The 15,180-nt window shown below is 36.8% G+C and carries 11 protein-coding genes and 1 pseudogene; 7 read left to right on the forward strand and 5 right to left on the reverse strand.

What is annotated here, in order from left to right:
- Window positions 1-111: 111 nt before the first annotated feature.
- From yihA to AC6BKE_RS23670, 5 genes are all read right to left on the reverse strand, one after another.
- Window positions 112-693 (reverse strand): ribosome biogenesis GTP-binding protein YihA/YsxC, encoded by a 582-nt coding sequence (yihA, locus tag AC6BKE_RS23650; protein WP_036123963.1) that lies wholly within the window; start codon window positions 691-693, stop codon window positions 112-114.
- 4 nt (window positions 694-697) lie between these two features.
- Complete coding sequence (lon, locus tag AC6BKE_RS23655; protein WP_036123961.1) at window positions 698-3,022, reverse strand: endopeptidase La; 2,325 nt, start codon at window positions 3,020-3,022, stop codon at window positions 698-700.
- Between the two features lie 230 nt (window positions 3,023-3,252).
- Window positions 3,253-4,524 (reverse strand): ATP-dependent protease ATP-binding subunit ClpX, encoded by a 1,272-nt coding sequence (clpX, locus tag AC6BKE_RS23660; RefSeq protein WP_036123956.1) that lies wholly within the window; start codon window positions 4,522-4,524, stop codon window positions 3,253-3,255.
- Between the two features lie 681 nt (window positions 4,525-5,205).
- A complete protein-coding gene (tig, locus tag AC6BKE_RS23665) occupies window positions 5,206-6,495 on the reverse strand; it encodes a trigger factor (protein ID WP_036123952.1) in 1,290 nt (429 codons plus the stop codon).
- Between the two features lie 118 nt (window positions 6,496-6,613).
- On the reverse strand, window positions 6,614-7,597 hold the full coding sequence (locus tag AC6BKE_RS23670; protein WP_499858162.1) for a DUF3196 family protein: 984 nt from the start codon (window positions 7,595-7,597) through the stop codon (window positions 6,614-6,616).
- Between the two features lie 215 nt (window positions 7,598-7,812).
- Between AC6BKE_RS23670 and AC6BKE_RS23675 the strand changes: the two genes are divergently transcribed.
- The 7 genes and pseudogenes from AC6BKE_RS23675 (at window position 7,813) to AC6BKE_RS23705 (ending at window position 15,128) form a co-directional block, all read left to right on the forward strand.
- Entirely contained in the window at window positions 7,813-8,277 is a 465-nt protein-coding gene (locus tag AC6BKE_RS23675) for a hypothetical protein (RefSeq protein ID WP_036123947.1), read from the forward strand.
- A 242-nt stretch (window positions 8,278-8,519) separates the two neighbouring features.
- Window positions 8,520-9,362, forward strand: a complete 843-nt coding sequence (locus AC6BKE_RS23680) for a DUF2785 domain-containing protein (RefSeq protein WP_036123944.1) — start codon at window positions 8,520-8,522, stop codon at window positions 9,360-9,362.
- Between the two features lie 829 nt (window positions 9,363-10,191).
- Window positions 10,192-11,085 (forward strand): cytochrome aa3 quinol oxidase subunit II, encoded by an 894-nt coding sequence (gene qoxA, locus AC6BKE_RS23685; protein WP_036123941.1) that lies wholly within the window; start codon window positions 10,192-10,194, stop codon window positions 11,083-11,085.
- Window positions 11,086-11,141: 56 nt separating this feature from the next.
- Window positions 11,142-13,086: pseudogene (qoxB, locus tag AC6BKE_RS23690) on the forward strand (cytochrome aa3 quinol oxidase subunit I).
- A gap of 1 nt (window position 13,087) precedes the next feature.
- A complete protein-coding gene (qoxC, locus tag AC6BKE_RS23695; protein WP_004226587.1) occupies window positions 13,088-13,687 on the forward strand; it encodes a cytochrome aa3 quinol oxidase subunit III in 600 nt (199 codons plus the stop codon).
- Window positions 13,687-13,971 carry a cytochrome aa3 quinol oxidase subunit IV gene (gene qoxD, locus AC6BKE_RS23700; protein WP_004226585.1) on the forward strand — a complete coding sequence of 95 codons (285 nt, stop codon included), beginning with the start codon at window positions 13,687-13,689 and terminating at the stop codon, window positions 13,969-13,971. The genes qoxC and qoxD overlap by 1 nt, the downstream gene beginning before the upstream one ends.
- A gap of 299 nt (window positions 13,972-14,270) precedes the next feature.
- Window positions 14,271-15,128, forward strand: coding sequence for a DUF6612 family protein (locus AC6BKE_RS23705; protein ID WP_058844877.1), 858 nt, complete (start codon window positions 14,271-14,273; stop codon window positions 15,126-15,128).
- Window positions 15,129-15,180: the final 52 nt, after the last annotated feature.

Below are 15,180 nucleotides of genomic sequence, written 5' to 3' on the forward strand. Positions count from 1 at the left end.
GACAAATTGTTTAATCATCAAGCGTTTTCCCCAATTTTCTACTTATCTTACTGGTAAACAGACAAAAAACATCTACTGTCCTAACGACTAGACACAATAGATGTTTTTACATTACATTTTATTTTCAATTGTTTCCCAAACTTCTTCAAAGCCAAGACCCGTTTCCGAAGAAAAGACAATAAGTGGATCACTTTTCTCCAGTTCCAATGTCTCTTTGACAATTTTTTTATGTTTATCCCATTTACCTTTTGGGATTTTATCTGCCTTCGTTGCAATAACAATACAAGGAATATTGTAGTGCTTTAAAAAATCATACATCATGCGATCATCTGCTGTTGGTGGGTGACGCAAATCTATAATTTGTACAACCGCTTTTAATTCCTGGCGCCCTGTAAAGTAACGCTCAATCATTTTTCCCCAAGCTTCGCGTTCAGACTTAGAAACCTTTGCATATCCATAACCCGGAACATCCACAAAAAATAATTGTTCTTCGATTTTATAAAAGTTAAGGGTTTGTGTTTTACCAGGCTTCGAAGAAATCCGCGCTAAAGCTTTACGTCCAATCATTCGATTAATGAAGGAAGATTTCCCTACATTCGAACGACCAGCTAATGCAAATTCTGGCAGTCCATCTTCTGGATATTGGTCTGGCCTTACCGCACTAATGACCATTTCGACATTATGGACTTTCATTTTTCTAAAAACCTCCGTCCAGTGCATAGGCTAATACTTCATCAGCCGACGACACTAGTTTAAATGTTAGTTGCTCACGCACACTGTCAGGAATATCTTCTATGTCACGTTCATTATCTTTTGGACAAATAATCGTTGTTAAGCCTGCACGGTGAGCACTTAATGTTTTTTCTTTTAGACCGCCAATTGGCAATACACGGCCGCGTAACGTAATTTCACCAGTCATACCTACCTCACGGCGAATCGGACGATGTAGAATCGCTGAGACAATAGCTGTTGCCATTGTAATACCAGCGGATGGTCCATCTTTTGGTACAGCCCCTTCTGGCACATGGATATGAATATCATGATTATCAAAATATTCTGCATCCACATTAAGTTGTTCCATTTTCGTACGAACATAGGATAATGCTGTCTGAGCAGATTCCTTCATGACTTCACCAAGTTTACCAGTTAGCTGTAACTTCCCTTTACCTGGTGTTAAGGATACTTCAATTTGAAGTGTATCTCCACCGACTGTTGTATAAGCAAGCCCTGTAGCGACTCCCACTTGATTTTCCTTTTCAGCCTGTCCATAACGGAAGCGATGTTTACCAAGTAATTCTTGTACAGACTTTGAGCTAACTGTTACTCGTTTTTTCTCACCAGATACAATTACTTTGGCGATTTTACGACAAAGTGTAGCAATTTGCCGTTCTAAACCACGAACGCCTGCCTCACGTGTATAATAACGTATAATGTCGAGGACTGCTTCATCCTTCATTACCACTTGTGTTTTTTTCAAGCCATGTTCTTTAAGTTGCTTTGGTATTAAGTGGTTTTTCGTTATTTGCGCTTTTTCAATTTCTGTATAACCTGCAATGGAAATCACTTCCATACGATCTAACAATGGTCCTGGAATACTGCTTAAATCATTGGCTGTTGCAATAAATAATACATTCGATAAATCATACGGTTCCTCAATATAATGATCACTAAATGTATTGTTTTGCGCAGGATCTAAAACCTCTAGCATTGCTGCTGCTGGGTCCCCTCTAAAATCATTCGACATTTTATCAATTTCATCCAATAAAAATACCGGATTAATGGTACCCGCTTTTTTCATTCCTTGAATGATACGTCCTGGCATTGCGCCTACATACGTTCGTCGATGTCCGCGAATTTCAGATTCATCACGCACGCCACCTAATGAAATACGAATAAACTTACGATCTAAGCTCTCCGCAATAGAGCGAGCTAACGATGTTTTCCCCACACCCGGTGGTCCTGCCAAGCATAAAATAGGTCCTCTAAGCGAATTTTTCAGCTGACGCACAGCTAAATACTCCAAAACTCGTTCTTTGACTTTTTCTAATCCATCATGATCTCGATTTAAAATATTCTCAGCATGGGCAATATTCATGCGATCTTCTGTTGAATTTGTCCATGGTAATGAGATGAGCCAATCGATGTAATTGCGAATAACGCCGCTTTCTGCACTGGCACTTGGTATTTTTTCATATCGATCTAATTCTTTCAGTGCCGCCTCTTTTGTTGACTCTGGCATACCCGCTTCGTCAATACGCTTACGCAATTCCGCTACTTCTCCAGTCTTCCCTTCACGGTCTCCCAGCTCTGTTTGAATAGCTTTCATTTGCTCTCGCAAATAATATTCCTTCTGCGTACGCTCCATTGATTGCTTTACTTTGGAATTAATTTTCTTTTCTAAATCTAACACTTCTTGTTCATCGTGCAAACGAATAATTAAGTGATCTAATCGTTTTTTTACATTCAGCATTTCCAATACTTCTTGCTTATCCGCAATCTTAAATGGTAAATGAGAAGCAATGATATCTGCTAAACGGCCAGGCTCTTCAATATCTGTTACAGTGTTGATGGTTTCAGTCGTAATCTTATTGGAGGATTTTGCATATTTTTCAAAATACGTCATTAATGTACGCATCAATGCCTGCGTTTCTACATCTTTATTTATTGACTCCTCTTTTACGTCAACATCCACAACAGTATACTTCTCTAATGCACGGTAGTTATTCCAGGTAGCACGCGATACCCCTTCTACTAGTATACGCAATGTGCCATTTGGTAATTTTAGCATTTGTTTAACAAAAGCCATCGTACCAACTGCATACAAATCTTGCTCTTCTGGCTGTTCATCGTGCATTTCTTTTTGTGTCACCAATAAAATCATTTGGTCCTCTAACATCGCCTGCTCTAGCGCCGCTACAGAACGATTTCTACCCACATCAATATGTAACACCATCGATGGGTATACTAAAAGTCCACGTAAAGGCAATAATGGTACATTTGTTGTTTTTTGTATTGTCACCATGCGGGCATTCACCTCCGTCAAAATTTTCATGTTCACATCCCGCGCTACTAGTATGTGTTTAAAAAATTGATTCACACTAGTTATTGAAGCGAGCCAAAAATTTCTTCAAGTTACAGCTGGCTTTATGTAGGAATGAATAAAAAGCTGACTGTCGATATGTGCGAATATTGCACAATCGAAGTCAGCTAATTACTCTCTATCTCACAACGGTAGACAGCCACATCTATTCGTTATGCTGAAGTTTTAGTGTCGCTACCTTCATCGAGTTCAGTGCCATCTTCAAGAAGCAATTTCGGTTTTTCTTTATCCGTAATTGTTTTTGCTGTAATGATACATTTTTTTACGTCTTCACGGGAAGGCAATTCGTACATTACATCAAGCATTGTTGACTCAATAATTGAACGAAGACCACGCGCACCTGTTTTACGCTCAATCGCTTCCTTCGCAATTGCCACAAGAGCCCCTTCATCAAATTCAAGCTCAACACCATCTATTTCAAGCATTTTTTGATACTGCTTAGCTAGTGCATTTTTTGGCTCCGTTAAAATTTGTACAAGTGCAGCTTCATTTAATTGCTCTAGACTCGCAAGTACAGGTAATCGACCAATGAACTCTGGTATTAGACCAAATTTCAGTAGATCCTCAGGAATCAGCTTGGACATGATAGAACCTTCATCAACTTCTACTTTATTCGGATCTGAACCGAACCCAATTACTTTTTCCCCTTGTCGGCGTTTAATGATAGTTTCAATACCATCAAATGCACCACCAACAATGAAAAGAATATTGGTTGTATCAATTTGTAAAAACTCTTGATGAGGGTGTTTTCGTCCTCCTTGTGGTGGAACACTTGCAACTGTTCCTTCTAAAATTTTAAGGAGTGCCTGCTGAACACCTTCGCCAGAAACATCTCGTGTAATCGATGGGTTTTCTGACTTTCGTGCAACTTTATCGATTTCATCAATATAGATAATCCCTTTTTCAGCGCGCTCGATATCATAATCTGCTGATTGGATTAGCTTTAATAAAATATTTTCTACGTCCTCACCGACATAACCTGCTTCAGTTAGTGAGGTAGCATCCGCAATTGCGAATGGAACATTTAATATACGTGCTAACGTTTGAGCTAATAAAGTTTTACCGCTACCAGTTGGGCCGATTAACACAATGTTCGATTTTGCTAATTCAACATCATCAATTTTACTGTTCGTATTGATGCGTTTATAGTGATTGTAAACTGCGACTGCCAATGCTTTTTTAGCACGCTCTTGTCCAATTACATACTCATCTAGAATCGTTAGAATCTCTTTCGGTTTTGGGATATCTTGGAATTCGATTTCCTCTTCTACACCTAGTTCCTCTACAACGATTTCGGAACAAAGCTCGATACATTCATCACAAATATAAACACCTGGACCTGCAACTAATTTACGTACTTGTTCCTGTGGTTTTCCACAGAATGAGCATTTTAAATTGCCTTTTTCATCATTAAATTTGAACAATATGTTTCACCCCTATTCAAGCAACAATCTTACAAGATTATTGAACCTTTATCAAATAAATTGTCTGCATCATTTACTGCTCGGCGTTCCTGCCTACATAGATTATAACGCATCGTCATGTACTTTACTTCATTTGTCTCCTGAAGCACTGTAGAAACCTGTTACCTTTGCCACCTTACGCGCTATAAAGTTACGGCTCTTCACTCCAGTTATACAAAAGAATAACTGATCTCTATTTATAAATCTACTACATGCATGGACCGAGGGCTTTTTTCATTCAAAAGAATAAGTCATGTTAATAAGATCTATCTGAATGAAGTTAAATTTAGCATCGTATCAATTTCGCCTTGACGCATGGTCATCTAAATTTTAAATTGTGCTAGCACCTTTAATTTCTCGAAACCTGTCAATGGCTCTATCTTCATTCAGTGATTGGACACACACTACAAAGTCTATATAGAATACAACACTCCCCTAAAGAGAAGAGGTCTTTTGTACTGATCTATACTTTCAGTACAAACATCTGCTGAATGAAAATAAAAACTAAAACAATACTATGTATAAGTGAAGTAAAAAGAGAACTAAACTTTAAGGGGACTGATTTTAAGAGTTTATGTGATAAAACAAGGCACGGATTAATGCCGTACCTTGTTTTTTTTAACTATCTAATTACACAAAAACCTATTCAGTAATTTTAGCGTTTTCTACTAAAAATTCAACTGTTTTTTGGATTTTGATGTCGTTTTCAAGTACTGCTGTTCCACCTAAAGCACCTGTGATTTGATCTTTTGTCATGTTGAATTGAGCAGCCATTTTTTCTAATTCTGCTTCAATATCAGCTTCAGTTGCCTCAATTTTTTCAGCTTCAGCAATCGCTTCAAGTGTTAATGACACACGTACACGGCTTTCTGCTTCTTCTTTCATTTGGCCACGTAGATCTTCTTCTGATTGACCAGAGAATTGATAGTAAAGATCTAAGTTCATACCTTGCGTTTGTAAGCGTTGACCGAACTCTTGTAACATACGATCAGTTTCAGAGTTAATCATACCTGCTGGTACTTCAAATTCAGCATTTTCAGCAGCTTTTTCTACTAGCTCATCACGAAGAGCTGCATCTGATTCTGCTACTTTTTGCTCTGCAGTTTGTTCTTTAATTTTAGCGCGTAAAGCTTCTACGCCTTCCACTTCTGGATCAATTTCTTTTGCGAATTCATCATTTAACTCTGGAAGAACTTTTGTTTTAACTTCTTTCACAGTTACTTTGAACGTAGCTTCTTTACCAGCTAATTCAGCTGCATGGTATTCTTCTGGGAATGTCACAACAACATCTTTAGATTCGCCAGCTTTTACACCTACTAATTGCTCTTCAAACCCAGGAATGAATGAACCTGAACCGATTTCTAGTGGATAGTCTTCACCTTTACCACCTTCAAAAGCTTCTCCACCTACGAAACCTTCGAAGTCGATTACAGCTGTATCACCATCTACGATTGCTTCGTCTTCTTTAATTTCTAGCTCAGCTTTACGAGCTAATTGTTCTTGAATTTGAGCATCCACTTCTTCATCTGTTACTTCTACTGGAAGTTTAGATACTTCTAGACCTTTGTAGTCACCAAGCTTTGGTTCTGGTTTCACTGTTACTTGTGCAGTGAAAGTGAAGTCTTGGCCATGTACAAAGTTTTCTGTACCAGAGATTTCTGGGTAATCAACTGGCATAATTCCAGCATCATCAATTGCTTTTGCATAAGAATCAGGAACGATAATTTCTAATGCATCTTGGTATAGAGATTCGATACCAAAACGTTGTTCAAACATTTTACGAGGCATTTTACCTTTACGGAAACCTGGTACGTTAATTTGTTTTACAACTTTTTTGAACGCTTGGTCCATTGCTGCATCTACTTCTACAGCAGGTACTTCGATTGTAAGAGTACCGATATTACCTTCTTGTTTTTCCCATTTTGCTGACATGTATAAATACCTCCAAATAAATAATCAAGTTTAGATGTTAGACAATTCATTCGTAACTACGATTTTGACAACCATTTTAGTATAACATAGATGAGTATAGTTTCAACTTATTTCATACCTAATGTAGTTCTGTTAGCTTTTCTAACATTTGTAAAAAGTCGATGAGTTCATAGTCCATTTCCTGCACATTACCTAGCATCGCTGAGACAAAATCAATATAACTATAGGCAACATCATCGGCTTCGAATGGATGCCATTCAAACGGATACGTTACAATAGCATGTTTCGCCATTAAATATTGTACCATTTCTAATGTCGTTGGGTCTTGTTCTAGCTTCTTTTCTATTATATTTTTTATCTCGCCATACTGTGGTAGCTGGTTAGGTAATAATAACTGGACAGGATTAACGTTTTTGGTTTGCTTAAATTTGGCTATGGTAACGTCAATGGCTACTTCTTGTTCCACTAATAAAATTAATGCCAAGCTCTGGACAAAAGGATGAATCGTTGAACATTCAATAATCGCTTTTAGTGCCGTTTTTAATTGTCTTACATTTGTATCCATCAGACGATGTAAACGAATGGATTGTTCATTTGGAGTAAGCGCACAAAATTTCTCCAGCTCATATTCCTGTTCCTCTATTAAAAGCTGAGCATTTTCTCTTTTTTCTAGATTTTTAGACACTTCTCTATTTAAACTCTTCAATCGTTCAAATTTCTCCACTTGATCACGAGGCAATACATTTTCTTCAAGAAGCGTCGTAATTAATGTCTCAACCTGATGGTATTCTTTCAACTGCATACATATTGTAATGTACAATTCCATCACTTCCACATAAAGTGTCGTTCCCATCGTAAATAACTGTTCACAAACACCTTTTGCTTTGTCATAGTCTTTTAATTCATATAAAGCAAAGGCATATGCACTGAGTGCAAATTCATCTCCCGCTTCATAGACAAATGCCTTTTCAAAACTAGCTACCGCTTTTTCATATTGATAATTCTCAGCAAACATATGCCCTTCACGTAGTAACGTTTGGACAGTGCCAGGAAAAACAACAATATTGTCATGTTTAAGAACATGACGCTTTCGTTTTGTCATTTTTCTCACCTCTTTATTTCTATTTTTCATTTCGGTTATTTACTAAAAAATCCACAAGTTTCTTATTTTTAACAAAAAATCATTGCTTTACATTCATATTTTGTAATAAATTGTATTATAATTAGAATAATCTAAAATTTATTACAAATTGCGGACGCTCTTTATTAATGTCTGCTACTTCAAGAAAATCAAGTTCTTAATAAGGAGTGGAATCCATGCAATTACTAGATACAATCACAGAATTTGATCATTGTATCTCATCTGCATTTGAGGCATTATCAATTAAAGTCATTTCATTTTCTACAGCGGACGGACCTTTTCAAGATAAGCCGATAGAATTTGAATTTTTAACACGCACCAAAATTGACGTCTATACGCAAGAAGCCTGCACCTATATTTTACGTATTCAAGGGTGTATTCCTGGTTCTATTGCACTTGGTCATCAAAATGAATCACTTGCCATTATTCCTCAAAAAGTAAACATTGAATGTAACTACAAGCTGTTACATGTTGATAAAAAAGATATGCAGCAAATTTTACAACATCCTGAGCCAAATCATCATTACAGTGAATGGCTTATTGATGCGATCAAAAATACCCACATTCTTGTCGAGTTAAAAACAAATCAGCACACCCTTATTGAATGGCCCATCGGCATAAAAGCGGCAATCATCGTCTAACTAGACTAAGACATACTTAAATAGGTATGTCTTTATTTATTGTTCACATTTAAGCTTTACCATTTTGTAGCGTTTCTATCATAACAACTTTCTATAGTTTCTGGAAATAATATTGTAAAAGTTATATTGGTAATTAGCCACGTATCCTTTCTTCATATAAATGAAGGTTTCAAATTGCTCCATTCGAAATAAAAAAGGCTATAATATATAGTACAAAAATGATGATGGGGGCTTTCTCAAATATGAACATTAAAGAAACATTACAGTCTTTTTCTACAATGACACTTTCTGAACGACAGGCATTTATGCTACAGCATAGTGATTGGTTATTACAAGAAATGTTAGCTCATATCGGCTCAGTTGATGCAGAATTACGCGACCACCTAATTTATCGGACTTTCATCGAATTACTAAGTGACAATTTATTAACTCCCCAACAACTACACTATTTATTTGAAACAGCAATTAGCGAGGATTTCTTATATTTACATATTGGTGAAAAAGCTACAGATAGCGTCTTTACTCGTTCATTTTCTGCTTTACTTGTAGCAGGGCTTCTTGCAAAGGATGCTGAATTATTAGTTTTAAACGATGATGACTTACACATTTTCTTTAAAAAAATCGGACGCTATCTATTATTGGAGCAAGATATAAGAGGTTATGTACAGGATAAAGGATGGGCACATAGCATTGCACACGGTGCTGACTTAGCTGCAACGACCATTAAACATCCAAAATTCGATTTACAATACGCACCATCAATCTTACACGCATTAAAGCTTGTAACTTGGAAGGACAATGTCTATATCAATGATGAAGAGGAGCGCTTAATCAACATAGTTGACGCACTATTACAACAAAATTATTCCGAAGAAGCACTAATAGAGTTTGTAGAGCAGGCTTTTGATAGATTTGAAATGCATTTAATGACACAAGGTTATAATAATTCCTTCTTTAGTGGGCGCACCTGTACCTTAAACTTTATGAAAACATTGTATTTTTCGTTGAAAATGAATAATAAAGCACATCAACTGCAAAACACGATTTATGGGCAAGTTTCTAAATGGCTAAAGCTCGGGGATTGACAGTCAACTTCAAAAATGCTGATTTACTACATTTCCTTCTCCATAACTTAAAAATTTTCTAAACACCAGCAAACTAGGACAAGTCTTAGTTTGCTTTTTTACTTTTCAGACAGAATAAACAAAGTAAAAAATTGGATATTAAAGAAAAGCAATAATTATATTAACATAATTAATAATCCCCTCCAATTATTCCCTTATTGCAAATTCCTTACATTGAAAATTCATCCTATAGTTTCCACACAACGCTATTGCGTGTACTCCTTTTTTTAAAAAAAGGCAAACAAAAAGTGTTGTAACGACTTATTAGGCGCTGATTTTATTACAAAACAGCGTCCAAAATGTGAAATGCTATTTTTCACAAAAAAATTTATTTACTTAGGTAAACATGAGGAATCCAGTATTTTCAACGTTTCCACAGTGTTTATTAATAAAAACCTATAAATACCAATACTAAAATAACGATTTTCGTTCAAAAAATGTTCAAATTCGGTGTCGTCTTACTATCATTTTCATAACAAAATTATGTTTTTTCTTAAAAACAGGGCGTATAATCCAATGTGCAAACAACGACAAAATGTGACAATCGTAGTCAGGCAAGTACGTCTTTAGAAACGATTGCACATCGCTTTGATTTTGCTAACGCTTGCATCACATCAATCAACACTAGATTTTATGTTTCATATTGAACCATGCCATTGTAAATTCTTATGCTGTTGATTGATACTCCAAGATAAAAGAGGTGACCTCAGTATCTACTATTTGTAAATGTGAGACTGACAAAAAACACATGAATTTTATGAATAGCCGTTCTTATAGAAAGGAGTCAAACATGAAGAAAAAATTAAGTTTAATGTTTGTAGCATTGAGTGCACTTGCTCTTCTTGCTGGTTGTGAACCATTAACAGTGTTCAACCCAAAAGGACCTAATGCCGAAACATTATCAAACACAATTATCTTATCCATTATTACAATGGCCTTTATATTACTAGTCGTGTATGTGCTTTTAGCCTTTATGCTAACAAAATATCGCGCATCAAAGGCATCTGCAGATTATGAGCCTCCTCATGAAGAGGGTAGCCATCTTCTTGAAATTACATGGACAGTAATTCCAATTATTATCGTAGCTTTCTTAGCTGTTGTTACAGTAAGAACAACTTCTACAGTAGAAGCTCAACCTGCGGGTTATGACGATAAGGAGCCTTTAGTTATTTATGCATCATCATCAAACTGGAAATGGCACTTCAGTTATCCTGAAGAAGGTGTTGAAACAGTTAATTATGTAAACATTCCAGTGGATCGTCCAATAGAGTTTAAGCTTTATTCATTTGGTCCAATTACAAGTTTCTGGATTCCTCAATTAGCAGGTCAAAAATATGCCATGAGTGATATGTTAACAACGATTCACTTGGCTGCAGATGAAGTTGGTTCATTTATGGGACGTAACTCTAACTTTAATGGTCGTGGCTTTGCAGAAATGGAATTTGAAGCACAAACTATGACGCAAGAAGATTTCGATCAATGGGTTGCTGATGTCAAAGCAAAAGAAGCACCATTAACTGAAGAAAAATTTGACGAGCTATTAGAGGCGGAGCATGTTGGTCGCCAAAGCTTCTCATCTACACACTTAGACTTCAGACCAGCTCCAATGGAACATGGTAAACACATGAATATGGATGACATGGATCATGAGGATATGTCTGAAGAGCATTCAGGACATCACTAATTTTTTATTCGAACGAATATTTACATTTATTTTTAATTTTGAAAGGAGCGCATCCAATGAGTATGGAAGAATTATTCCATCCAATGCAAGAACCGATGATTTTAGCGGCAGCTATTAGTATCGTAGTTGGTGCAGTGGTTATCGTAGCAGGCCTTACTTATTTCAAAAAATGGGGCTATTTCTACAAAAACTGGCTATCAACTGTTGACCATAAAAAAATCGGGATTATGTATATCGCAGTAGCCTTATTAATGCTATTCCGCGGTGGTATCGATGCACTGTTAATGCGTGCACAAACAGCCGTTCCAGATAACGGACTTCTTGATGCACAACACTATAATGAAATTTTCACAACACACGGTTTATTAATGATTCTTTTTTATGGCGATGCCATTTGTGATCGGCTTAATGAACATTGTCATTCCACTTCAAATCGGTGCACGTGACGTTGCTTTCCCACGTCTAAACGCTGTCAGCTTCTGGCTATTTGCAGCAGGTGCTGGTTTATTAAACTTATCATTCATTATCGGTGGTTCACCAGACGCTGGTTGGACAGCCTACTTCCCTCTTGCAAGTACGGAATTTAGTCCGACTGTAGGGAATAACTATTATTCTTTAGCACTTCAATTATCAGGTATTGGTACTTTAATGACAGGTGTTAACTTTATCACGACGATCATTAAAATGCGTGCCCCTGGTATGACATTAATGAAAATGCCAATGTTTTCTTGGTCTATTTTAATTACAAACATTATTATCGTATTCGCGTTCCCAGTATTAACTGTAGCGCTTGCACTTATGATGTTTGACCGTCAATTCGGCACAAAATTCTTTGCAATGCAAGACGGTGGTATGGATATGCTTTGGGCCAACCTATTCTGGGTTTGGGGACATCCTGAGGTTTATATCGTTATCCTACCTGCTTTCGGTATTTTCTCAGAAATCATTGCAACGTTTGCACGTAAAAACTTATACGGTTACAAATCAATGGTGATGAGTATGGTGGTCATTTCCCTACTATCATTCGTAGTTTGGGCCCACCACTTCTATACAATGGGTCACGGTGTAATGGTTAACAGTGTTTTCTCTATTACAACAATGGCAATCGCAGTTCCTACTGGTGTTAAAATATTTAACTGGCTACTCACAATGAGGCACGGGAAAATTCAATTTACAACACCGATGCTTTATGCACTTGGCTTTATTCCTATCTTCACTATTGGTGGGGTTACAGGGGTTATGCTCGCGATGGCAAGTGCCGACTACCAATATCATAATACGATGTTCTTAGTTGCCCACTTCCACTATGTATTAATTCCAGGTACAGTATTTGGTGTACTTGCAGGTTACCACTACTGGTGGCCAAAAATGTTCGGTTTCCGTTTAAATGAAAAATTAGGGAAAGCTGGCTTCTGGTTCATTGCCATTAGCTTCAACGTAACATTCTTCCCACTATTTATTTTAGGTTTAGATGGTTATGCTCGTCGTATGTACACTTATTCAGAGTCCACTGGTTATGGTCCATTGAACATGTTATCGTTCATCGGTGCGCTAGGACTTGCAGTCGGCTTTGCATTAATTGTTTATAACATTTACTACAGCTGGAAACATATGCCTCGCAATGAAAAGGCAGATGTTTGGGATGGTCGTACACTTGAGTGGGCTACACATTCTCCAGTACCAGAATATAACTTTGCCGTAGTGCCTACTGTTACTCGCTTAGATGAGTTTTGGTTCGCGAAAAAAGAAGGTCGCGATATTACTGCAGGTCCAATCGAAAAAATTCACATGCCAAATAATACAGGCACACCATTCTGGATGAGTGGATTCTTCTTCCTTGCAGCATTCTTCGCTGTATTCAATCTATGGATTCCAGCCATCATCAGTATGCTTGGTGTATTTGGCTTCATGATCCATCGTTCATTCGAAAAAGATCATGGTCGTTACATTTCAGTTGAGGAAGTAATGGCAACTGAAAAAAGCTTGAGAGGTGATAAATAATATGAAAATCGATTCTTCACTTCCATTAGAATATAGTACAGAGGAAAACCGTCTAAAAATCTTTGGTTTCTGGATTTTCCTCGGCGCCGAAATCGTGTTATTTGCCACATTATTTACAGTGTATTTCACACTTCATACACGTACAGGTAGTGGCCCAAATGGTGCCGAAATTTTCGAATTAACTCCAGTGCTATGGGAAACATTCTTATTATTAACAAGTAGTTTCACAATTGGTCTTGGTGTTCATGCAATGCGTATTGGTCGTAAAAAAGCGATGATGACATTCTTTATCATCACTCTTTTACTAGGTCTTGGCTTCTTAGCTATTGAGATTGATGAATTTGTCACTTATGTACACGAAGGTGCGACGATTCAAACAAGCGCATTCTTATCGTCCTTAATGACTTTACTTGGAACGCACGGTGCCCACGTAACATTTGGTTTCTTCTGGGGCGTAGCTATTTTAATCCAAGTGGCTAAACGTGGTTTAAATCCACAAACAGCGAACAAAGCGTTTATCTTCTCATTGTACTGGCATTTCCTAGACGTTGTTTGGATTTTCATCTTCAGCTTCGTCTACTTGAAAGGACTGATTAGCTGATGAAGGAATTATTCCCAAAACAACATGTGATGGGCTTCGGCTTCTCACTATTACTAACAATTGTAGCTTTAGCTGTTGTTAAATTCGATATGTCTCTTAATATGGCATTTGGAATTTTACTAGTAACTGCCCTTGCACAAGCAACTGTACAATTAGTATTATTCATGCACATCGGTGAATCTGAAGATAAGAAAACGTTGTATACAACGATTTTATATTCAGTATTCGTAGGTGTAGTCACAATCATTGGTACATTATTCGCCATGATCTGGGGTTATAATTAATCCATTACATCAGGGCATTATCGTGATCAGCGGACACTTAAATCTCTGCAGAACAAAGATAATCAAAAAAGCTGTCCCAAGCTATTGTCATTGAACAATTGCTTGGTGACAGCTTTTTCCTTTTTAATTATGGCTTCTGTACCTTTATTAATTTTTGCATGTTTATCACGTGCAGTTGTGAAAAGAATGTTATTTTTTTAATAAAAGCTTAGTCTTTTTTAAAAAATAACGAAACTTTTCCTTTTTTAGGGCGTATAGTAGTAGATAGTGTTTTTTACCAAGAATAGGAGATGAAAGTAATGAAGAAAATTTTTAAAGTATTAGCAGTTGGGACACTAGCATTGACACTTGCAGCTTGTAACTCGAGTGCTACCCCTACGAAAGACACAACTAAAACAAGCAAACTCACTTTAGAACAAGTGTATGACAAAGCAGTGGACCGCCAGGCTGACATTAAAAGTGCAAGTGCCAATATGGACATGACACAGGTAACAAAGGTTGGATCTGGTAAAGAGGCTATGGAATTTTCTATCGACTCTAAAATGGACATGGACATCATTGTTGACCCACTTGCAATGCATTTGTCAGGTTCAATGTCGATGCCCGATATGATGAGTGAAGGCGAAGAAACAACGGACATGCCAATAGAAATGTACATGAAGAAAGACACTGGTCTTTTCATGAAAGATATGACAACTGATAGCTGGATCAAGTTACCTGATGAGAATTTTGATGAGATTTTAGATCAAACGGCTGCTTCTGCAGATGCGAAAGAACAGCTAGAACATCTAAAAAAATTCATTGGTGATTTTAAATTTGAACAAACAGACGATGAGTATGTCCTTACTTTAGAAGCAAAAGGCGATAAATTTAAAGAGCTAATTGATTCTGAGATCACTAAATCTATCGAGGATATGGGATTAGAAGAAAATCCAATGGATCAATTAACAATTGAAAAAATCAACTATGTATTACACATCGATAAAGAGACTTTCGATACAAAAAAAATGGATATGAATTTTGATTTAAAAATGGCCGTAGAAGGTGACGAATTAATCATGAATACAAAATCAGTCGTTACTTACACTGATTTCAACCACCTAAAAACAATTGATATTCCTCAAAGCATTATTGATAACGCTCAAACAATCGAATAATAATGAAAAAACCTGCTTGTCTACTAGCACAAGCAGGTCTTTTTTATTCAAA

Source organism: Lysinibacillus sp. COL-1, from assembly GCF_059814265.1.

Bases quoted from the DNA above. Each gene is read 5' to 3' on its own strand.
- lon (WP_036123961.1), bottom strand. From the start codon at position 3,022: ATGGTGACAATACAAAAAACAACAAATGTACCATTATTGCCTTTACGT.
- qoxA (WP_036123941.1), top strand. From the start codon at position 10,192: ATGAAGAAAAAATTAAGTTTAATGTTTGTAGCATTGAGTGCACTTGCT.
- yihA (WP_036123963.1), bottom strand. From the start codon at position 693: ATGAAAGTCCATAATGTCGAAATGGTCATTAGTGCGGTAAGGCCAGAC.
- AC6BKE_RS23675 (WP_036123947.1), top strand. From the start codon at position 7,813: ATGCAATTACTAGATACAATCACAGAATTTGATCATTGTATCTCATCT.
- AC6BKE_RS23670 (WP_499858162.1), bottom strand. From the start codon at position 7,597: ATGACAAAACGAAAGCGTCATGTTCTTAAACATGACAATATTGTTGTT.
- qoxC (WP_004226587.1), top strand. From the start codon at position 13,088: ATGAAAATCGATTCTTCACTTCCATTAGAATATAGTACAGAGGAAAAC.
- qoxD (WP_004226585.1), top strand. From the start codon at position 13,687: ATGAAGGAATTATTCCCAAAACAACATGTGATGGGCTTCGGCTTCTCA.
- AC6BKE_RS23680 (WP_036123944.1), top strand. From the start codon at position 8,520: ATGAACATTAAAGAAACATTACAGTCTTTTTCTACAATGACACTTTCT.
- tig (WP_036123952.1), bottom strand. From the start codon at position 6,495: ATGTCAGCAAAATGGGAAAAACAAGAAGGTAATATCGGTACTCTTACA.
- AC6BKE_RS23705 (WP_058844877.1), top strand. From the start codon at position 14,271: ATGAAGAAAATTTTTAAAGTATTAGCAGTTGGGACACTAGCATTGACA.